Source organism: Paraburkholderia sp. HP33-1 (assembly GCF_021390595.1).
In the GTDB taxonomy this organism is placed as follows: domain Bacteria; phylum Pseudomonadota; class Gammaproteobacteria; order Burkholderiales; family Burkholderiaceae; genus Paraburkholderia.
Map to the genome: position 1 here is coordinate 1,181,485 of NZ_JAJEJR010000001.1, position 21,427 is coordinate 1,202,911.

At 66.9% G+C, this 21,427-nt stretch carries 11 protein-coding genes; 9 read left to right on the forward strand and 2 right to left on the reverse strand.

What is annotated here, in order from left to right:
* Positions 1-41 precede the first annotated feature (41 nt).
* Entirely contained in the window at positions 42-1,067 is a 1,026-nt protein-coding gene (locus L0U81_RS05420) for an aldo/keto reductase (RefSeq protein WP_233800612.1), read from the forward strand.
* 52 nt (positions 1,068-1,119) lie between these two features.
* On the opposite strand, the gene L0U81_RS05425 is transcribed toward L0U81_RS05420, so the two are convergent.
* On the reverse strand, positions 1,120-1,863 hold the full coding sequence (locus tag L0U81_RS05425) for an SDR family oxidoreductase (RefSeq protein WP_233800614.1): 744 nt from the start codon (positions 1,861-1,863) through the stop codon (positions 1,120-1,122).
* A gap of 118 nt (positions 1,864-1,981) precedes the next feature.
* On the opposite strand from L0U81_RS05425, the gene L0U81_RS05430 reads away from it, so the two are divergent.
* From L0U81_RS05430 to rfbC, 5 genes are all read left to right on the forward strand, one after another.
* Positions 1,982-2,872: a LysR family transcriptional regulator gene (locus tag L0U81_RS05430; protein ID WP_233800616.1), complete on the forward strand. Its 891-nt coding sequence runs from the start codon at positions 1,982-1,984 to the stop codon at positions 2,870-2,872.
* A 96-nt stretch (positions 2,873-2,968) separates the two neighbouring features.
* Positions 2,969-4,471, forward strand: a complete 1,503-nt coding sequence (locus L0U81_RS05435) for an amino acid racemase (protein WP_233800618.1) — start codon at positions 2,969-2,971, stop codon at positions 4,469-4,471.
* A gap of 221 nt (positions 4,472-4,692) precedes the next feature.
* Complete coding sequence (uvrA, locus tag L0U81_RS05440) at positions 4,693-10,641, forward strand: excinuclease ABC subunit UvrA (protein ID WP_233800620.1); 5,949 nt, start codon at positions 4,693-4,695, stop codon at positions 10,639-10,641.
* Between the two features lie 694 nt (positions 10,642-11,335).
* On the forward strand, positions 11,336-12,328 hold the full coding sequence (locus L0U81_RS05445) for a GlxA family transcriptional regulator (protein ID WP_233800624.1): 993 nt from the start codon (positions 11,336-11,338) through the stop codon (positions 12,326-12,328).
* A 116-nt stretch (positions 12,329-12,444) separates the two neighbouring features.
* A complete protein-coding gene (gene rfbC / locus L0U81_RS05450; protein WP_233800626.1) occupies positions 12,445-12,996 on the forward strand; it encodes a dTDP-4-dehydrorhamnose 3,5-epimerase in 552 nt (183 codons plus the stop codon).
* A gap of 262 nt (positions 12,997-13,258) precedes the next feature.
* Here rfbC and L0U81_RS05455 read toward each other — a convergent pair whose 3' ends face one another.
* Positions 13,259-13,420, reverse strand: a complete 162-nt coding sequence (locus tag L0U81_RS05455) for a DUF1328 domain-containing protein (protein ID WP_230560355.1) — start codon at positions 13,418-13,420, stop codon at positions 13,259-13,261.
* A gap of 442 nt (positions 13,421-13,862) precedes the next feature.
* On the opposite strand from L0U81_RS05455, the gene bcsB reads away from it, so the two are divergent.
* Genes bcsB through L0U81_RS05470 form a run of 3 tightly spaced genes read left to right on the forward strand, consistent with a single transcriptional unit; the run spans position 13,863 to position 21,415 of the window.
* A complete protein-coding gene (bcsB, locus tag L0U81_RS05460; protein WP_233800628.1) occupies positions 13,863-16,277 on the forward strand; it encodes a cellulose biosynthesis cyclic di-GMP-binding regulatory protein BcsB in 2,415 nt (804 codons plus the stop codon).
* A 3-nt stretch (positions 16,278-16,280) separates the two neighbouring features.
* Positions 16,281-17,489 (forward strand): cellulose synthase complex periplasmic endoglucanase BcsZ, encoded by a 1,209-nt coding sequence (gene bcsZ, locus L0U81_RS05465; protein WP_233800630.1) that lies wholly within the window; start codon positions 16,281-16,283, stop codon positions 17,487-17,489.
* Positions 17,490-17,536: 47 nt separating this feature from the next.
* The gene (locus L0U81_RS05470) at positions 17,537-21,415 is read left to right on the forward strand and encodes a cellulose synthase subunit BcsC-related outer membrane protein (protein WP_267956918.1); all 3,879 of its coding nucleotides are present in this window, start codon (positions 17,537-17,539) and stop codon (positions 21,413-21,415) included.
* The last annotated feature ends 12 nt before the right edge of the window (positions 21,416-21,427 follow it).

Sequence of the window (21,427 nt, forward strand, 5' to 3'; positions counted from 1 at the left end):
GAATCCCCGTTCATCGACGGCAATGCCACGGAGATTCTGCAATGGAATACAGACATCTGGGTGCTTCGGGTTTCAAGGTGCCGGTACTGAGTTTCGGCACCGGTACGTTCGGCGGCAAAGGTGAATTTTTTCAGGCGTGGGGTGCGACCGATGTCGCCGAAGCGCGGCGTCTGATCGACATCTGCTTCGACGCGGGCGTCACGATGTTCGACACCGCCGATGTCTATTCGAAGGGCGCGTCCGAGTCGGTGCTAGGCGAGGCGCTGAAGGGCAAGCGCGACAAGGCGATCCTTTCGACGAAGGCGACCTTCCGTTTCGACGACGATCCGAACGGCGTCGGCTCGTCGCGCGTCCATCTGATCCAGACGGTCGATGCGGCGCTCAAGCGTCTGCAGACCGATTACATCGACCTGTTCCAGTTGCACGGCTTCGACGCGAAAACGCCGATTGCCGAAGTGCTGTCCACGCTCGACGACCTCGTGCGCGCGGGCAAGATCCGCTATATCGGCGTGTCGAATTTCTCCGGCTGGCATCTGATGAAGTCGCTCGACATCGCGGACCGCTACGGCTATCCGCGCTATGTCGCGAATCAGACTTACTACTCATTGGTCGGCCGCGATTACGAGTGGGAGCTGATGCCGCTCGGCGTCGACCAGGGCGTCGGCGCGGTGGTGTGGAGTCCGCTCGGGTGGGGGCGCCTCACCGGCAAGATCAAGCGCGGCCAGCCGTTGCCGGAAACGAGCCGTCTGCACAAGACCGCCGACATGGGGCCGCCGGTGCCGGAAGATTATCTGTTCCGCGTGCTCGACGCGCTCGACGAAGTCTCCGCCGAAACTGGCAAGACCGTGCCGCAGATCGCGCTGAACTGGCTGCTGCAACGGCCCACCGTCGCCACGGTGCTGATCGGCGCGCGCAACGAGGAGCAACTGCGGCAGAACCTCGGCGCGGTCGGCTGGAATCTGACGCCCGAGCAGGTCGCGAAGCTCGACGCGGCGAGCGCCGTGCGGCCCGCGTATCCGTACTGGCATCAGGAAGGCTTCGGGGAGCGCAATCCGAAGGTGGTTTGAGCGACGTGCCGCGGTGGTCCGGCGTGGCGGCACGCTGGACCACCGCATGCCATCAAGCCAGGCCGCCGTTGGCCCGCAGCACCTGCCCATTGACCCAGCCCGCATCGGGGCCGACGAGAAACGCGACTACGCCCGCCACATCTTCCGGCTCGCCGAGGCGTTGCAGCGGCGGCATCTTCGCGAATGTCTCGATCTGCTCGTCGGTCTTGCCTTCGAGGAACAGCGCGGTCGCGATGGGTCCCGGCGCGACCGAATTCACCGTGATGTTGCGCCCGCGCAGCTCCTTCGCGAACACGCGCGTGAACGCTTCGACGGCCGCCTTGGTCGCCGTGTAGACGCCGTAGCCGGGCAGGTTCAGCGCGAGCACGCTGGTCGAGAAATTGACGATGCGCCCGCCGTCGCTGAGGCGCGCGGCCGCTTCGCGCAGCGTGTTGAAGGTGCCGCGCACGTTGATGTCGAAGGTCTGGTCGTAGAGTGCGTCGGACGTGTCGGCGAGCGGCGTGGGCTTCATCACGCCCGCGTTGTTGACGAGCACGTCGGCCTTGCCGAGTTCGCGTTCGGTGATCTCGAACAGGCGGCGCACGTCGGCGGGCTTCGACACGTCGGCTTGCACCGCGACCGCCTTGCCGCCGGCTTCGCGGATCGCGGCGACGAGCGCGTCGGCTTCGCCCGCGCTCGATGCGTAGTTGACGGCGACCGCGTAGCCGTCCTTCGCGAGCCGCTGTGCGATGGCCGTGCCGATGCCGCGCGCTGCGCCCGTCACGATGGCGACTTTCGATGATTGGTTCGTGTTCATGATTCGTTTCCTTACAGAGGGTGTTGGATCGGTGAGGTGAATCATGACCACTTTCAACGCTGAGATAATCAGTTTAGACTCGCCATCATCATTCCATTCGGTTTAACAATCCGTCGATATGGACCGATTCGAGGAAATGCGCGTATTCGTGCGGATCGCTGAGCGTCAGAGCTTCACGCGTGCCGCCGAGGATTTGCAGATCCCGCGCGCAACCGTCACCAACATGATGAAGCGCCTGGAAGAGCGACTCGGCGCGCGCCTGCTCGAACGGACGACGCGCACGGTGCGGCTCACACCCGACGGCGACGCGCACTACCAGCGCTGCGTGCGGTTGATTGCCGATCTAGAGGAGGCCGAGGGGGCATTTTCCAATCTCGCGCCGAAGGGGCTGCTGCGCGTGAACGTGCAGGGCACGCTCGCGCGGCATTTCGTGGTGCCGGCGCTGCCCGCGTTTCTCGCGCGCTTTCCGGACATCGAGCTGATGATCGGCGAGGACGACCGGCTCGTCGACCTCGTGCGCGAGGGCATCGATTGCGTGCTGCGCGCGGGCGTGTTGCAGGATTCGTCGATGGTCGGGCGGCGCGTCGCGGAGTTGCAGCAGGTCACGGTCGCGAGTCCCGCGTATCTCGCCGCGTATGGGGAGCCGGCCGATCCTGCCGCGTTGTCGACGCATCGCGCGGTCAACTACGTGTCGAGCGCGACCGGCAAGCCGGTGCCGCTCGAATTCCGCGTCGACGGGCGCGATATCGCGCTCGTGCTGCCGTCCGCGGTGTCGGTCAGCGGCGCCGATCTGTACGCCGGCGCGGCCATCGCCGGGCTCGGCATCGTGCAGGTGCCGCGCTACCGCGTCGACGGCGAGCTGGCGACGGGGCGGCTGCGGGTCATTCTCGCGGACTATCCGCCGCCGTCGATGCCGGTGTCGGTGCTGTATCCGCAGAACCGGCAGTTGTCGTCGCGGGTGCGGGTGTTCGCGCAGTGGCTGCGGGAGATTTTCGAGGCGGTGAGTTGAGGGAGCGACAACGCGCGCCACATAACGCCATCCTCAAGCGCGCAGAAAGCCACCCGTTATAGAGGGTGGACGCACAGAACGACGGGGGATCTGATCATGAATCGTTTTCGTTCGCTGGGTTTGGTGACTGGCGCGGCGCAGCTCGCCAGCGCCGACATCCTCAGCCGGATGAGCACAGCGTCGCGCGGGTCAGGCGCGGCGCGCCCCTTCGATCTGATTCTCGAACCGCGCTCGTGGCACGGGCCGGCCGCGCCCACCGCGACGGATGCCCAATTCAAGATCCACGTGTTCGACACGATGCGCGGGTTCGAAAAACGCGGTGTCGACGCGATCGTTTTGCCGTGCTTTCTGAGCCATACCTTCATCGACGAACTCTCGGCCAACCTGACCGTGCCGGTCGCCAACATCATGACGGCGCTGTCCGGGCACGTGCAGCACACCTATGCGTCGGCGCGGCGCATCGGCGTGCTGACGTCGGCGGCGATTCGCGCGTCCGGCCTGTTCGAACGCTATTTCGAAGCCGGCCGGTTCGACGTGCGCTATCCGCGCGACGACAGCGGCTTTGATTGTGTGACGAGCGCCGTCTATGGCGACGAAGGCATCCGTCATGGGCGCCTGTACGGCCGGTCCGTCGAGCTGCTGCGCGCAGCCTGCGCGGATCTGGTCGCGCAGGGCGTCGACCTGATCGTGCCGGGGCTCGCGGAGATCGGCCTCGTGCTGCACGGGCTTGGGCGCGTCGAGGTGCCGCTCGTCGATGCGAATCAGGTGTACGCGCGCTATGTCGCCGCGGCGCAGTACACGCAGCCGGAGCGGGTGTTCCGCCTCGGTGTGGTGGGCGGCATCGGGCCGGCCGCGACCGTCGATTTCATCGGCAAGGTCGTTCGCAACACGCCGGCCGTGCGCGATCAGGACCATCTCAGGATTATCGTCGAACAGAATCCGCAGATCCCGGATCGCACCGCGGCACTGCTCGGCCGCGGCGACGACCCGACGCTCGCGCTGTACGCGGCGTGCAGGACGCTCGAGGACGGCGGCGCGGATCTGATCGCGATTCCGTGCAATACCGCGCATGCGTTCGTCGAGCGGATCCAGCCTGCGCTGCGCGTGCCGATCGTCAATATGCCCGGCTGTACCGCCGATTATTTGCGGGAGACCTTTCCGGGCCTGCGCGAAGTCGGCGTGCTGGGCACCTCGGGCACGCTCGCGAGTCGCGTCTACGAACAGGCGCTCGACGCGCGCGGCTTCGTGCAGATCGCGCCGTCCGCGGCCGCGCAGGCGCGTTTGATGAACGCGATCTACGGGCCCTACGGTGCGAAGGCCGGGCATACGTCGGGCGAATGCTGCGACGACCTCGCGGCGGCCGTCGACGATCTGCTCGCGCAGGGCGTGCAGGTCATCGTGCTCGCGTGCACCGAGCTGCCGTTGCTGTTGCGCGAGCCGGTGCTCGCGTGTCCGGGCGGGCGGGTAGTGCGGCTCGTCGATCCGACCGAGGTGCTGGCGAGGCGTTGCGTCGCGTATGCGCTCGGCGACAGTGCTGCGCGCGAGTCCGCGACGCCGGCGGCGGGTTGCGCCTCGCCGATGCAAAGCGCGCTCGGCTAGCGAGGCGCCGTCATCGCGGCTCAGCGATGCCCAGGATCCCCGACGATAGAGGCGCCAAGCGCTCCTGCGCCTGTCATGGAAAACTGTATAAACATACAGTATAGTATCCCCCTACAGCCAGGCTTCCGGGCGCCCCTCGCGCCGTCCCGGCTGCACCGAACTTGCGCGGTCGCGAGAGCCGGCCGTGAGAGGTGGCCCACTCCTTCAGACGGTCGGAAAAATTGTCCTCCAACGACGCAACCCCTGACACCCTCGCTGACAATCCCCACGGCAACAACCTGAGCAGCAGCCAAAGCCAGGGCACGATCCGCATCCGCGGCGCGCGCCAGCACAACCTGAAAAACGTCGACCTCGATGTACGCACCGGTGAAATGACGGTCGTCACCGGGCCGTCTGGCTCGGGCAAGTCGAGTCTCGTGTTCGACACGCTGTACGCGGAAGGCCAGCGCCGCTACGTCGAAACCTTCAGCGCGTACGCCCGCCAGTTCCTCGACCGGATGGACCGGCCGCAGGTCGACCGCGTCGACGGCGTGCCCCCCGCCATCGCGATCGACCAGACCAACCCGGTGCGCAGCTCGCGCTCCACGGTCGGCACGATGACCGAACTCAACGACCACCTGAAGCTGTTGTACGCGCGCGCAGCCGAGCTGTTCGACCGCCAGAGCGCGCACCTCGTGCGGCACGACACGCCCGAGACGATCTACGCGGAACTGCTTGAACGCACCGTGCAGGAGGAGCCGCGGCTCGTCGTCACGTTCCCGGTCGAGCTGCCTGAGTCGGCGTCCGAGCAGGAGGTCGAGCAATGGCTGTCGGCGAGCGGCTATACGCGCGTGCAGGCGCAGCGCGAAGTCGATTCGCCGACCGGCAAGCGCAAGCTGCTCGACGTCGTCGCCGACCGCTTCCGGCTGCGCTCGGTAGATAAAGCGCGCGCGATCGAGGCGATCGAGGCATCGCTGAAGCGCGGCGGCGGGCGCGTCAATATCTATGTGCTGCCGGCCGCGTCGGATGAGCCGCAGGGCGAAAACGCCGAGCCGCGCATCTGGCGATTCTCCACCGGCCTGCACAGCCCCGAAAGCGATTTGCGCTACGCCGATCCGCAGCCGGCGTTGTTCTCGTTCAACTCGGCCTATGGCGCGTGCGACGCCTGCCGCGGTTTCGGCCGCGTGATCGGCGTCGACCTCGGCCTCGTGATTCCGGACGCCCGCAAGACGCTGCGCGAAGGTGCGGTCAAGCCAATGCAGACGCCCGCGTGGAAAGAGTGTCAGGACGATCTGATGCGCTACGCGGCGAAGGCCGACATCCGCCGCGACACGCCGTGGGGCGAACTGAGCGAGCGCGAGCGTAACTGGGTCATCAACGGCTCGCCGGACTGGAACGGCAAGTGGCAGACGCATTGGTACGGCGTCAAACGCTTTTTCGACTATCTCGAATCGAAGGCGTACAAGATGCATATCCGCGTGTTGCTGTCGAAGTACCGCAGCTACACGCCTTGCGAAACCTGCGGCGGCGCGCGTCTGAAAACCGAATCGTTGTTGTGGCGCCTCGGCAGCAAGGCGAACGCGAACGAGGTGCTCGCGCCCGCGCAACGCTTCATGCCGCGCGGCGTAGCGTGGTCGCGCTCGCAGCTCGAAGCGTTGCCGGGCCTGACCGTGCACGACCTGATGCTGATGCCGATCGAGCGCATCCGCCGTTTCTTCGACGACATCACGCTGCCGAGCGCCTTGCTCGACGACGCGCTGAAGCTGCTGCTCGCCGAGGTGCGCACACGCCTCAAATATCTATGCGACGTCGGCCTCGGCTATCTGACGCTCGACCGGCAAAGCCGCACGCTGTCGGGCGGCGAGGTGCAGCGCATCAACCTGACCACGGCGCTCGGCACGTCGCTGACCAAGACGCTGTTCGTGCTCGACGAGCCGAGCATCGGCCTCCATCCGCGTGACCTGAACCGCATCGTCGAGGCGATGCACCGGCTGCGCGACGCGGGCAATACGCTCGTCGTGGTCGAGCACGATCCGTCGGTGATGCTCGCGGCGGACCGGCTGATCGACATGGGGCCGGGGCCGGGCGAGCGCGGCGGCTCGATCATTTTCGACGGCGCGCCCGAGACGATCCGTTCGTCCGGCACGCTGACCGGCGAATACCTCGGCGGGCGGCGCCACGTTGCCGATGCCGCCCACTGGTCGCGTCGTCCGGTCGATGCGGGCACGCCGCGCATCGTGCTCGAAGGCGCGAGCGAACACAATCTGCGCGACGTCACGGTGGAGATTCCGCTGCAGCGGCTCGTCTGCGTGACCGGCGTGTCGGGCTCCGGCAAATCGACGCTGCTGCAGGACGTGCTGTATCCGGCCATGGCGCGCCACTTCGGCCTCGCCACCGAAGCGCCGGGCGCGTTCAGGGCGCTGAAGGGCGCGGACCAGGTCACGGACGTCGTGTTCGTCGACCAGTCGCCGATCGGCAAGACCGCGCGCTCGAATCCGGCCAGCTACGTCGGCGCGTTCGACGAAATCCGCAAGCTGTTCGCAAAGGCGTCGCTCGCGCAGCAGCGCGGCTATGGCCCCGGCATGTTCAGCTTCAACTCGGGCGACGGCCGCTGCCCGACCTGCGGCGGCTCGGGCTTCGAGCGCATCGAAATGCAGTTCCTGAGCGACGTGTACCTGCGCTGTCCCGATTGCGACGGGCGTCGTTATCGCGCGGAAATCCTCGAAGTGAAGATCGAACGAGGGGAGCCGGCGCGCGCGTTGAGCATTGCCGACGTGCTCGAGCTGACCGTCAGCGAGGCCGCCGCCTACTTTGCGAAGGACGCCGAAGTATTGCGCGTGCTGCAGCCGATCGTCGACGTCGGGCTCGAATACGTGAAGCTCGGCCAGCCTGTGCCGACGCTGTCGGGTGGCGAAGCGCAGCGGCTCAAGCTGGCGGGCTTTCTCGCGGAATCGGCGCAGGCGCGTGGCACGCGCGGCGCGAAGCAGGCGGTCGCGCAGCGTCTGTTCATGTTCGACGAACCGACCACGGGTCTGCATTTCGACGACATCGCGAAGCTGATGCGGGCGTTCGGCAAGCTGCTCGCTAGCGGTCATTCGCTGATCGTGATCGAGCACAATCTCGACGTGATCCGCGCGGCCGACTGGATCATCGACCTTGGTCCCGAAGGCGGTGACGGCGGCGGACGCGTGCTATGCGCGGGAACGCCGGACGAAGTGAAAGCGTGTGCCGAATCGCATACCGGCGAGGCGCTGCTGCAGTACGACCGCGCGATGGACACCGCAGCCGCAGCGGAGCCTCAGGGCATTCCGCTCCAGAAGGCGTTGAGCGCGGCCCGCGCGCGTCGCGCGATCGAAGGCGAGGACGTCGTGCGCATCGTCAACGCGCGCGAGCACAACCTGAAGGCGCTCGACGTCGACATTCCGCACGGCAAGTTCAACGTGATCACCGGCGTGTCGGGCTCCGGCAAATCGACGCTCGCGTTCGACATCCTGTTCCACGAAGGTCAGCGGCGCTACCTCGAATCGTTGAACGCGTATGCGCGCTCGATCGTGCAACCGGCCGGCCGGCCCGAAGTCGATGCGGTGTACGGCATCCCGCCGACCGTCGCGATCGAGCAGCGGCTGTCGCGCGGCGGCCGCAAGAGTACCGTCGCGACGACCTCGGAAGTGTGGCACTTCCTGCGTCTCCTGTACGTGAAGCTCGGCTTGCAGCACTGCATTCACGACGGCACGCCGGTCACGTCGCAAAGCGCCGAATCGATTGCGGCGCAGTTGCTGCGCGATCACAAGGGGCAGCATGTCGGCTTCCTCGCGCCGCTCGTCGTGAACCGCAAGGGCGTCTACACCGACCTCGCGAAGTGGGCGAAGGCGCGCGGCAATACGCATCTGCGTGTGGACGGGGAGTTCGTACCGGTCGATCCGTGGCCGAAGCTCGACCGCTTCCGCGAGCACACGATCGAGCTGCCGGTCGCGGACCTCGTCGTATCGGCCGATCACGAAGCCGAGCTGCGCGAAGCGCTCGAACAGACGCTCGATATCGGGAAGGGCGTCATGCATCTGCTCGCGCCGCTCGACGGCCTGCACGACGCGATCAACGGCGGCCGTTCCACCGCGAAGCTCGGCGGCGTGAAGGTGCTGTCGACGAAGCGCGCGTGCCCGGTGTGCGGCACGAGCTACCCGGAGCTCGATCCGCGCATGTTCTCGTACAACAGCAAGCATGGCTGGTGCACGAGCTGCGTCGGCACGGGGCTGTCGCTCACGCGCGAACAACGCGCCGCGTACGACGACACGATCGTCGTCGACGACAATCGCGGCCGCGAACAGAGCCTGCCGTCGGAGGAGCAGGAACCGGAAGGACTCGTCGACGAGCCGTGTCCCGATTGCGCGGGCACGCGTCTGAATCCGGTCGCTCGCGCGGTTACGTTCGACTCGCAGGCGATCGTCGACGTCGCGCAATGGACCGTGTCCGACACGCGCGCGTGGATCGATACGCTGCACATGACGGGCCGCGACGCCGAAATCGCGCGTGACGTGGTCAGCGAAATCGGCAGCCGGCTGCAGTTCCTGGAGGAAGTCGGGCTCGGCTATCTGAGCCTCGATCGCGCGGCGCCGAGTTTGTCGGGCGGCGAAGCGCAGCGCATCCGGCTTGCCGCGCAGCTCGGCAGCAACCTGCAGGGCGTGTGCTACGTGCTCGACGAGCCGACCATCGGCTTGCATCCGCGCGACAACCAGATCCTGCTGAACGCGTTGCGCAAGCTCGGCGACAAAGGCAATACGCTCGTCGTCGTCGAGCATGACGAAGATACGATCCGGCGCGCCGATCACATCATCGATATCGGGCCGGGCGCAGGCAAGCGCGGCGGCACGCTGATCGCGCAGGGCAACGTCGCGGACCTGTCCGCGCAGCCCGATTCGCTGACCGGGCGCTTCCTCGCGCAGCCGATCGTGCATCCGCTGCAGCCGCGTCGCGAAGTCGTCGGGCAGGGCAAGCGCGCAGCCGCGGTGCCGGAGAACTGGCTGACCGTGCATGGCGGCAAGCTCCATAACCTGCGCGACGTGACGGTCGGTATTCCGCTCGCGCGGCTCGTCGCGGTGACGGGCGTCAGCGGCTCGGGCAAGTCGACGCTCGCGCGCGACGTCCTGATGACCAATCTGCTCGATGCGGTCGGGCGCTCTGTGTTGTCGTCGCCGGCCACGCGCCGCGCTCGCGCGGCCGCCGAGGAGAAGCCGGCCGCGAACCGGCGCTCGAGCGTGCTCGCGCGCTCCGCGCCGCGCGCGCCGCTGAATGTCACTCACACGTGGCAGGGCTGCGACTCGGTGACCGGCTGGGAAAGCATCGACCGTGTGCTCGAAGTCGATCAGACGCCGATCGGCAAAACGCCGCGGTCGTGTCCCGCAACCTACATCGGCGTGTGGGATTCGATCCGCAAGCTGTTCGCGGGCACGCTGGAGGCACGCGCGCGCGGTTATACGGCATCGCGTTTCTCGTTCAATACCGGCGACGGCCGCTGCCCCGCGTGCGAGGGCCAGGGCGTGCGCACGATCGGCATGAGCTTCCTGCCCGACGTGAAGGTGCCGTGCGACGTTTGCCACGGCCAGCGCTTCAATCCCGAGACGCTCGCGGTCACGTGGCGCGGCAAGAACATCGGCGACGTGCTGACCATGGAGATCGACGAAGCGGTCGAGTTCTTCGCGTCGATCACGAACATCGGGCATCCGCTGCAACTGATGAAGGACGTCGGGCTCGGCTATCTGACGCTCGGCCAGCCGTCGCCGACGCTGTCGGGCGGCGAGGCGCAGCGCATCAAGCTCGTCACCGAGCTGAGCAAGGTGCGCGACGACATCACGCGGCGCGGCCAGAAGCCGCCGCACACGCTGTACGTGCTCGACGAGCCGACGGTCGGCCTGCATATGGCGGACGTCGCAAAGCTGATTCGCGTGCTGCACCGTCTCGTGGATGGCGGGCATAGCGTGGTGGTCATCGAGCACGATCTCGACGTGATCGCCGAGGCGGACTGGATCATCGACCTCGGTCCGGAGGGCGGGGTAGGCGGCGGGACGATCGTCGCCGCGACGGATCCCGAAAGCTTGTCGCGCGTCGTCGCGAGTCATACGGGTGCCGCCTTGCGGCCGGTGCTCGCGCGCACGGCGGCCACGGCGACGCTGGCCGGCGAAGGGACGCATGGTTGAAATGAAGTGACGCGCGCTGGCGCGGCAGTGCCTCATAGCCTGCCCGCCACGCGCGATTGCTGCGCCGCATTCAATCATTTGGCAATGGACTGACGTGGCAAATGCGTGCGATTAAATCATACGAAAGCGGCCGGCGATGTTTCAATTTAGAAACATTTTTGAACGCGCGATAAATCTGCATTTGAATATTAATTTTCGGCGCAGAAGAATTGCAACAGATACGCCTAATGTCGAAGGCAATAAATTCCCGCTTTGCGAATAAAATGCCAAATTGCGAGAGCATTATCGGGTGATTAGCCGTTCATGATTGAAACATTTTTGAACCGTGCAAGAAACGTACTCGGCGGCGCGAATCAGTGCACTTCGCATTATCTGCAACTCTCTCTGAATGCGTAAGAGTGCCGTCCATCAAGGCCTGGCGGTAAGATATCGACACCAACACCAGAGCGGCCATGCAGCAGTAGTCTGCCACGTCGAGATGCTCATATCGAATGCACCATCACAGTTTTCCTCAGACATTAATTTTCGCGATGAAAACTGTTTTTCAAATTTACTCCGGCTGGCCATTCCGCTAACATCACGGTTAATCCTTTATGCGGCGTAAGTCTGCTATTCCGCCGAATAACGCATTCTCTCGTTCCGTCTGGTCACGGGGCATTGGGGTCCGCAACGTATGAACGTTTGGGGGAAGATCATGCCGCACATGCACCTTGATCCAACCAGAACTACGTGGTTACACACACCTGCCTTGAACGTCCGTACTGCAGTGCGGCGAATCGGCATCCTGCTGTTCGATGGTTTCTGGCTGCTCGGCCCGGGCACCGTCGTCGAAATGTTTCAGACCGCCAATGAGTTCGCGGGCACGCGAGCCGGTGAAGATCCACCCTACGAAGTGCAATTCCTGTCGATGGATGGCGGCAACGTCGCCAGCTCGTCGTCGGCGCGCATCTGGACCGACCGCATCGACACACGCTTTGGCGGCGGCTTCGACGTGCTGTTCATCGCGGGCGGCTACGGCGCCCACGTGGCCGCGCGCGACGAACGCCTGCTGAACTGGCTGCGCGCGGTGCAATCGCGCACGCGCGCGATCGAAACGATCGGCGAGGGACGCCTCGTGCTCGAAGCGGCCGGCCCGACCGAGCATGATGGCCTGATGAGCCGCTATCCGGGCGCGAACGCAAGCGAAGGGGCGTTCAGCGCGGCCAACGACCGTCACGACTGCGCGCGCAGCGCGTTGATGTTCATCAAGCGCGACCTGGGCGCCGAACTCGCGCGCAGCGTCGCCGATCGCGTGATGCCCGGCATGGCCGCGACGTGGGTGCCGCTGCCGGCAGAGGGTGGCACGCTGAGCGTCGCCGAAAAGATTCGCGCGGCCGCGCGTTGGATGGAGGCGAACTGCGACCGTCCGGTATCGGTCGCCGATGCCGCGCAGGTCGCCGCGATGAGCGAGCGCAATTTCCTGCGCCGCTTCAAGCACGAGATGCAGGTCACGCCGTCGGACTACCTGCTGCAGGTGCGGCTGCGCATCGCGTGCAACTTCCTGACCGAGACCGAGTTGCCGGTCGACAAGATCGCGCGTCGCAGCGGCACCGGCAACGGCGATCGTCTCGCGAAAATTTTCCGCAAGCGCATGGCATTGTCGCCAACCGAGTATCGCGCCCGCAGCCGGGCGGCCACTGAGGCGTAGCATGTATCTTTAGCATGTGATTGGGCGCTCGCGCCGCGAGCGCGCCTCGTTTGTCGGACGCGGCCGCGATAGCGGTCGTAGCTTCGCTGGCCAGCCTTTTTATGAGCACAGTGGCGATGGGCAACAGGGTCATGGCGACGGCATTGCCGGAGGTGAAACTGATCGAGCCGGAAGTGTTTGTCGACGAGCTCGGTTTCTGTTTCGAGAGTTTCAGCGCGGACGAGTTTTCGGACGACGTCGCGCAGGGGTTCAACTTCGTGCAGGACCGCCATTTGCGCGCGGTGCATCGCGTGCTGCGCGGCTTGCACTATCAGGTGCAGCGCCCTCAGGGACGGCTGCTGCGGGTCGTGCGCGGCGAGATCTACGACGTCGCGGTCGACGTGCGCCTGAACTCGCCGAACTTCGGCAAATGGATCGGCCAGTATCTGAGCGAAGCCAACCAGTGGCAGATCTGGGTACCACCCGGTTTCGCGCACGGCTTCGTCGTGCTTTCCGACGTCGCCGAGTGCGTGTGGAAAACCACCGAATACTGGTTTCCCGAGCTCGAACGCTGCCTCCTGTGGTCGGATCCCGACATCGGCATCGAGTGGCCGATCGACTTTGAGCCGATCCTCGGCAGCAAGGATGCGGCCGGCCGGCGTCTCTACGAAGCCGAAAACATCGAGTGATTGGCTTTTCTTGCGACGCTTACGGGCGATTCCTGCAATTTGACGCTTTATGCTTTGGATGCCGAATCATCGTGCGAGCTGTATCGGCACGGCGACGTCGCCAGCATGCGGCGGTTCGCAGCCGATCGCGCGTGCGGCTTGAAGCGGTGCCGCAAACGTTTTCGGCATGCGGGGAAAAGAAGCGAAGAGAGGCGGGTCGAAGCGCCCGATGCGTTGGCAACTATTGCAACAGGCCGCGGCAAGTATTGCAACGACTGAAGCGTCAGCGTCGGATCAAGCCCATCAACAGGGTGACGAGGAAGATCACGACGAAGATGAAGAACAACACCTTGGCGATTTCGGTTGCGCCCGCGGCAATGCCTCCAAAGCCGAACACGGCGGCGATGATGGCAATGATGAAGAAAATCACAGCGTATCGAAGCATGGTGCCTCCACCGGTGGATTGTTGAACCGACGTCTGAACGGCAACCCGTTGCGTACGTTACGCGCCTTCACGGGTGAGATGCCGGCGAGCGGAATTCAGCAATAGGTGTGCCACCGATTCATTCGCGCCAACGTTTGCGGGATGCTTCGCGGCACGCGAAAACGCGATTCAATTCCGCGCTAACGTTTGCGCTCGCATGAGCGCACGCGCAACGGGTCGGCATTGCTACGGACAACGTAGAACGGGTCCCGCCTTACCCACGAATTCCGCTCAAGATTTCGTCTGATCTTCCGTATACAGACAATAGCGGGCCGCTGCTTGTGCTGTGCTGTGTGAATCGCGCGCCAGGCAGTCCGTATTCCCACTTCGCGCGCTCGCGCGCCAGACCGGATTCGCACCTTAGTCGACGCGCCCGGTCGAGGTCCAACAAACTGAGCTGTTCATGAAACCAGTTGTGTCGTTATGCCTTTCGCTGGCCGCCGCGGTCAGCGCGTTGTATGCGGCCGGGTCGGGCGCCGCACCGTCGACGCCTCTCGCCGCCGCGCTGGCGAAGGCGCCGGCCGCGCTCAATGTCGCGAGCGCAAGCGCCGTCAACCTCAACGCCAACTACATCGACAACGACGCCAGTGTTCCCACGCCCGCATCCGGGTCGACCACCTCGCGCGCTTCGTTCGCGACGCTCGGCGCTTATCAGCCGCTCAACCTGCGTGGCGTCGAAGCTGCGCGCACCGTCAATCTCGGCGTGCGGCTCGATCGCGTGGTCACGGCCGCGCGCCTGCGCTTGCGCTACACGTATTCGCCCGCGCTCGTGTTTGCGATGTCGCACCTGAAGGTGTCGGTCAACAACGAAGTGGTCGCGACCGTGCCGTTCGATCGCGAGCACGCCGGCAAGCTCGTCACGCAGGACATCGCGCTCGATCCGCGCTTTCTGACCGACTACAACCAGGTCGGACTGAGCCTGATCGCGCATTACACGCTCGAGCATTGCGAAGATCCTGAGAACTCGGCGTTGTGGGCTGACGTGAGCCCGTCGAGCGAATTCATCGTCGACACCGCGCCGATGCGCTTGCCCGACGATCTCGCACTGCTGCCCGCGCCGTTCTTCGATCGCCGCGACGCGACGCGGCTGCATTTGCCGTTCGTGCTGCCGGCCGCCGCCGACAATGCGACGCTGCGCAGCGCGGGCGTGCTCGCATCGTGGTTCGGCGCGCAGGCCGATTACCGGCAGGCGCGCTTTCCAGCGCTCACCACGTTGCCCACCGACGCGCACGCGGTCGTCGTTGCTCGTAGCGAGCAGTTGCCGGCCGGCCTGACGCTGCCGCCGATCAACGGCCCGCTGCTGATCGTCACCGACAATCCTGTCGCCCCCAACCGCAAGCTGCTGATCGTGACCGGCCGCACCGCCGCCGAAGTCGATGAAGCCAGCACCGCGCTCGTGCTCGGCACGACCGCGCTCGCGGGGCCCGCGGTGCGCATCACGCAGCTCGCTGCCGGTGCGCCGCGCAAGCCGTACGACGCGCCGCGCTGGTTGCCGGTCGACCGGCCGGTCGCGTTCAAGGAGCTGATCGAGGATCCGTCGCAACTGCAGGTGCGCGGCAGCACGCCCGACGCGATCCGCCTGAACCTGCGCGTGCCCGCCGACCTGTACTCGTGGAACGGCGCGGGCGTGCCGCTGAATCTGAAGTACCGCTACACGGCGCCGACCGTGCAGAACAATTCCGCGCTCGCGGTGCAGATCAACGACCAGCTGGTCAAGTCGTACCGGCTCGCGCTCGCGTCCGCCGACGACGCGCACGGCCGCCTGCAATTGCCGGTGCTGTCGAACAACGTCAACCGTTCGACGAGCGCGCTCGACATTCCGGCGTTTCGTGTCGGCAGTTCGAACCAGTTGCAGCTGCGCTTCAATCTGGATTCGCAGAAGACCGGGCTGTGCCAGGGCGTCGCGACGAACCCGGTGCAAGCCGCGGTCGATCCCGATTCGACGATCGACTTCTCGGACTTCGTCCACTTCGCGCAGATGCCGAACCTCGCGTTCTTCGCGAACAGCGGCTTTCCGTTCACGCGCTACGCGGACCTGTCGCAAACGGCCGTCGTGATTCCCGAGCATCCCGCGCCGCAGGAGCTCGAAAGCCTGCTGACGATGCTCGGCCACATGGGGCAGTGGACCGGCTATCCGGCGCTGCGCGTGCAGGTCGCGCGGCCGCACGAGCTTGCGCAGCTGAACGGCAAGGATCTGCTCGTGATCGGCGGCAACGGCTCGGCGCCGTGGCTCGCGCGCTGGCCGCACGCGTTGCCGCTCGCGATCGGCGCTCAGACCGACGACGCGGATGCGTCGGGCGCCGTTGCGCCGGGCGCCGTTGCGCCGGGCGCCGTCGCGTCGAGCCCGATTGCGCGTACCTCATTCGCGGTCGATGAGCAGTGGCGTAGCGACGCCCGGCGCGGCGGCGCGCGGAGCAACGGCGCGCATCTGCCGGACGGCGGCGCGCGTATCGAACGCGACGGACCGCTTGCCGCGCTGATGGGTTTCGAATTGCCGGGCAGCCACGGACGCAGCGTCGTCGCCATGACCGCCACCGATCAGCAGCAGTTGTCGCAACTGCTCGACATGCTCGAAAAGCCGGACCGCGTCGCGCAATTGCAGGGCGACGTCGCGTTGCTGCGCGATGGCAAGGTGGACAGCATGCGCGTCGGCGACACCTATCTGGTCGGCTATGTGCCGTGGTATGCGCGGCTGTGGAGCAAGGCGATCCAGCATCCGGTGCTGCTCGGCGTGCTTGGCGCGCTCGCTGGCCTGCTGCTCGCGATCGGCGCGTTCACGGCGTTGCAGGAACTGGCCGCGCGGCGCCGGGGAGTCTGATCGATGAGTCCGTCAAAGCGCGGGGCGCCGTGGGGCGCAGCCGCGGCGCTGACCACGATGCTGACGCTCGCGAGCAGTCACGACGCGTTCGCCGTGCAAGCGGTAGAGGCCGCGCGCACCGGCGTCACCGCATGCATCGCCACGCCCTGGCCGCGCTGGCAGCAATTCAAGCGCGATTTCCTCTCCGCCGACGGCCGCGTGATCGACGTCGGCTCGCCCGACGAGCGCACGGTGTCGGAGGGGCAATCGTACGCGCTGTTTTTCGCGCTGGTCGCGAACGACCGCGCGGCCTTCGACACGATCCTGCACTGGACCGAGCAGCATCTCGCGCAAGGCGACCTGACCGCCCGGTTGCCGGCGTGGCTGTGGGGCCGCTCGTACGACGGCAACTGGCAAGTGCTCGACGCGAATGCCTCGTCCGATGCCGACCTGTGGATCGCCTATGCGCTGCTCGAAGCGGGCGACGCGTGGCAGGAGCGCAGCTACACGGCGCGCGGCGCGGTGCTCGCGCGGCGCGTGCTCGACGAGGAAACGGCCAGCGCGCCGGGGCTCGGGCTGACCTTGCTGCCGGGCCCGGTTGGCTTTCATCCCGAAGCGGATGTGTGGCGCGTCAATCCGAGCTATACGCCGCCGCAAGTGCTGCGCGGTCTCGGCACGCGGCTATCCGACGATTCGCGCTGGCCGCGTCTGCTCGCGAGCGCGAGCCGCATGCTGATCGATACCGCGCCGCACGGGTTCGCGCCGGACTGGGCCTTGTACCGTGCGAACCGCGGCTTCGCGCCCGATGCGCAGACTCACGCCGAGAGCGCCTATAACGCGATTCGCGTGTATCTATGGGCCGGCATGCTCGACCGGCGCGATCCGCTCGCGCCGGCGCTGCTCGCGCGCTTCGAGCCGTTCGCGAGCTTCATCGCCGCGCACGGTGCGCCACCCGAGAAAGTGGACGCGGCGAATGGCCGTGTCGGCATCAACATGGGCAACGCGGGTTTTTCGGCGGCGGCCGTGCCGTTTCTCGACGCACGCGGTCAGCGCGCGCTCGCCGATGCGCAGATCGCGCGCGCCGGGCAGCTCGATCGCGAGAGCGCAGCCGGTTATTACACGAGCGTGCTGAGCCTGTTCGCGCTCGGCTGGCGCGAAGGCCGCTACCGTTTCGCCGCTGACGGCACCCTCGATCCGCACTGGAGCACCTCGTGCCGCGCCGCGCTGCAGTAGCGCGCGCGGCACGCTTTGGCGTGCTCGCGTGCGCGGGTGTCGTAGCGATGATGGGGCACGCATACGGCGATACCAGGGAATCTGCGGCGACGCGCACGGCTGCCGTTGGCGTGCTGGCAGCGTCCGCTGCTTCGCCCGCCCTCGCGCCACCGCAAAACCCCGCCGCGCAGCGCCTGCTCGCGACCGCTCGCATGTGGTCGACCAAGCATCGCGACGACCTTGCATTGCAGGCGATCGACAAGGCGCTGCTCGCCGCGTCCGGTGATCCGTCCTTGCTCGCCGAGCAGGTGCGCATCGAGTTGCGTCTCGGCCGCGCGCAAGCTGCGCAGGCGACGCTCGCGCGCTTGCGCGCCAAAGCGCCGGGCACCGTGGCGACCCAGCAACTCGACGACGAGTTCCGCGTCGCCACGAACGGTCGCGAGGAATTCGCGACCGTGCGTCTGCTGGCGCGCAGCGGCCAGTCCGCGGAAGCCGCGCGACGTTTGCAGCTGCTGTTTCCGCACGGCGCGCCGTCGGGTTCGCTCGGAGCCGAGTACTACCAGATTCTCGCAGGCACGCCCGAGGGCCGCGAAACAGCGCTCGTCGCGTTGCATCGGCGCATCGCCGCCGATCCGTCCGACGTCGATGCGGCGCTCGTGCTCGCGAATCTGCTGAACACGCGCGGCGATTCTCGCGTGGAAGCCAACCGCATCGCGTGGAATCTGGCGACGCGGCCCGATTCCGATCGCACGGCCTCGCTCGACGCGTGGCGTCACGTGTTGCAATCGGCGGGTGAGGACCTCGCGTATCTGCCGGCGTTGCGCGCGTATCTGCAACTCGTGCCGGACGATACCGAATTCCGCGAACGCGTCGCCACGCTCGAAACACGCCTCGACGCGCAGCGGCAACTCGAACGCAACCCCGACTACATCGCACAGCAACGCGGTGTGCGGGCGCTCGCGCGCAACGATCTCGCAGCCGCCGAACCGCTGCTCGCGCGAGCCGCGAGCGCGCGTCCCGACGATGCCGAAGCAGTGGGCGGTCTCGGTCTCGCGCGCATGCGGGCAGGGCGGCACGACGAAGCGCACACGCTGTTTCTGCGCGCGGCCGCGCTCGCGCCCGAGAACCGCGCGAAATGGCAAAGCCTCGCGCGCACCGCGCAATTCTGGGGAACGCTCGCGCAAGGCCGCGCGGCCGCCGCGGCGGGCCATGCGCAGGATGCCGAGCGGGCGGCGCGCGCGGCGCTCGCGATGGAGCCGGACAACGCGGACGCGAAGCTGATGCTCGCCGACGCGCTGCTCGCGCAGCACGACTGGAGCGCGGCTGAACCGCTGCTGCGCGAACTGTTGAGCGCGCATACGCCGAGCGTGGCGGCGCTGCGCAGCACGCAGACTCTCTTCGAAAACACCGGCCGCGCGGCCCGGGTCGAGCCGTTGATCGACGCGTTGCAAAGCCGTTTCACCACCGTCGACGATCGCCGGAGCCTCGCTCGCCTGCGCGGCGATCTGCTCGCCAAACAGGCGGACCAGTTGTTCGCCGACGGCGAGCGCGGGCCCGCCGCGCAACGCTACGAAGCGGCCCTGCGCAGCGAGCCCGACGCACCGTGGACGCGTTTCGCGCTCGCGCGTCTGTATCGCGATCTCGGCTTGCCGCAACTCGGCCGCAACGTGATGGACGAAGGTCTCGCGCGCGCACCATCACCCGAAATGCGCTACGCGAGCGCGCTCTACCGCAATTCGCTCGATGACCTGAGCGGCGCCCAGGCGGCGCTCGCGCTGATCCCGGAGCACGACCGTACCGATGGCATGCGCGCGCTCGATCGCAGCCTGCAGACGCAGCAGCGCCTCGCCGACGCGCGCGCTGCCTTCGCGCGCGACGACCGCGCAAGCGCGGCCCATCTGCTCGACGAGGCGCGTGCCTTGGCCGGCGGCGATCCGAATCTGCTCGCCTCGGTCGGCGCGCAGTGGATCGAGGCGGGCGACACGGGGCGCGGTCTCTCGCTGCTGCGCGACTGGATCGACGCGCATCCGCATGAGGCCGACGCGGACGTGCGGCTGCGCTACGGCGATCTGCTCGGCAGCGCGCGACGCGACGCAGATCTGTCCGCATGGCTTCAGCAACTGCGTGACGATCCGCAACTGACGATGAACGCCGCGCAACGCGCGCGCCTGGAAGATCAGGCGCTGCGCGTCGCGATACGGCAGACCGACGAAGCGATCGATCAGCAGGATTACGAAGCGGCCCGGCAGCGACTCTCGACGGTGAGCACGGCCGGTCGGCACGACAAACGCTACGTGCTCGAACTCGCCGATCTGGAGCGTGTGCAGGGCCGCTACGCGGCCGCGCGGGCCACACTGGCGCCGCTCCTTTCCGCGCAACCCAACGATGCGGACGCGCAGCTGGCGCTTGCGCGCGTGCTGGAGCAGAGCGGCCAGCGCGGCGCCGCGCTGCGCCTCGTGCACGACGTGCTCGACGGCGCCGCGCCCGACGACATCGACACGCGGCTGTCCGCCGCGCGCCGCCTCGCCGCGTTGAACGAAGCGCGCGACGCGCAGCAGATCACGGCGGCACTGCGCATCGCGTATCCGGCGCGGCCGGACGTGACGGTGCAAAGCGGCCGCATTGCCGCAGACCTCGGGCAGTACGAGGATGCCGCCTCGCTCTACCGTTTGTCGCTCGCACAGGAGCGCGCGTCGGGCGTGAGCGCGGGGCCCGGCGGCACGCCTGCGCAGGCCGCGCTCGACGATCTCGAGCAGCGCCGCAATCCGTCGATCGAGACCGGCTGGCTGCCCGCGTATAAATCCGGCGACGCCGGCATCTCGCAGCTGCGCGCCTGGCAGGTGCCGGTGTACGTGCAAATGCCGTATCGCTACGACGGCCATTTCTTTGCGCACGTGGACACCGTGCGTCTCGATGCGGGCACGCTCGACGTCAGCGACGCCAACGCGTCCACGCGCAATACGTTCGGCACCTTCGCCGCAGCCGACCAGCTCGGGACGGCGCTCGGCTTTTCGCCGCAGCAACTCGCCACGTTGGCCGCGCGCTTGCCGTATCTGCATCAGCCGAGCACCGGCGTCGCGCTCGGCGCGGGCTACACGTCCGGCGCGTGGCGCTTCGACTTCGGCACGACGCCGCTCGGCTTCCCCGTGTCGTACCTCGTCGGCGGCTTGCGCTATCACTTCGACGCGGGACCAGGGAGCTTTTCGGTCAGCGCCTCGCGCCGTCCGGAAACAGGTAGCCAGCTGTCCTATGCCGGCATGCACGATCCGGTGAGCGGCACCGTATGGGGCGGCGTGCGCCGTGACGGCATCGACCTGCATGCGTCGTTCGATCTCGGCGCGACGAACCTGTTCGCCGATCTCGGCGCGGGCGAGCTCACCGGGCGCAACGTCGCCGCCAATCAGGCGCTCACGCTGCGCACCGGCTTCACGATGCCGGTCTATCGGCGCGCCAATACGCTGGTGAGCACCGGCCTCATTGGCAACGCGTGGCGCTACACGAACAACCTGCGGTTCTATTCGTTCGGACAGGGCGGCTACTACAGCCCGCAGCGCTATCTGTCGCTCGGCGTGCCGCTCGAATGGGCCGGCCGGCGCGGCGCGCTGAAGTGGGATCTGAGCGCGAGCGTCGGCGTGTCGAACTCGTACGAGAAGAATTCGCCGTACTACCCGAACGGTCTGCCCGCCGGGCTCGGTGTGGCGCCGGGGCTCGGCAGTCTCGTCAACGCGGGCAGCTCGACGCGCGGCGTCGCGATTTCGTATGGGCTTGCGGGCATCGCCGAGTATCGTGTCGATTCGCATCTGGTGCTGGGCGCGCAGCTCAGCATCGATCGTTCGCACGACTACGCGCCGAGTGCCGCACTCGTCTATCTGCGCTACACGTTCGATGCGCGCAGGCAGGACAACCGTCTGTCGCCGCAGCCGGTACGGCTTTATTCGAGCTATTGAACGGCGATGCAA

Bases quoted from the DNA above. Each gene is read 5' to 3' on its own strand.
- L0U81_RS05420 (WP_233800612.1), top strand. From the start codon at position 42: ATGGAATACAGACATCTGGGTGCTTCGGGTTTCAAGGTGCCGGTACTG.
- L0U81_RS05425 (WP_233800614.1), bottom strand. From the start codon at position 1,863: ATGAACACGAACCAATCATCGAAAGTCGCCATCGTGACGGGCGCAGCG.
- L0U81_RS05430 (WP_233800616.1), top strand. From the start codon at position 1,982: ATGGACCGATTCGAGGAAATGCGCGTATTCGTGCGGATCGCTGAGCGT.
- L0U81_RS05435 (WP_233800618.1), top strand. From the start codon at position 2,969: ATGAATCGTTTTCGTTCGCTGGGTTTGGTGACTGGCGCGGCGCAGCTC.
- L0U81_RS05445 (WP_233800624.1), top strand. From the start codon at position 11,336: ATGCCGCACATGCACCTTGATCCAACCAGAACTACGTGGTTACACACA.
- rfbC (WP_233800626.1), top strand. From the start codon at position 12,445: ATGGGCAACAGGGTCATGGCGACGGCATTGCCGGAGGTGAAACTGATC.
- L0U81_RS05455 (WP_230560355.1), bottom strand. From the start codon at position 13,420: ATGCTTCGATACGCTGTGATTTTCTTCATCATTGCCATCATCGCCGCC.
- bcsB (WP_233800628.1), top strand. From the start codon at position 13,863: ATGAAACCAGTTGTGTCGTTATGCCTTTCGCTGGCCGCCGCGGTCAGC.
- bcsZ (WP_233800630.1), top strand. From the start codon at position 16,281: ATGAGTCCGTCAAAGCGCGGGGCGCCGTGGGGCGCAGCCGCGGCGCTG.
- L0U81_RS05470 (WP_267956918.1), top strand. From the start codon at position 17,537: ATGATGGGGCACGCATACGGCGATACCAGGGAATCTGCGGCGACGCGC.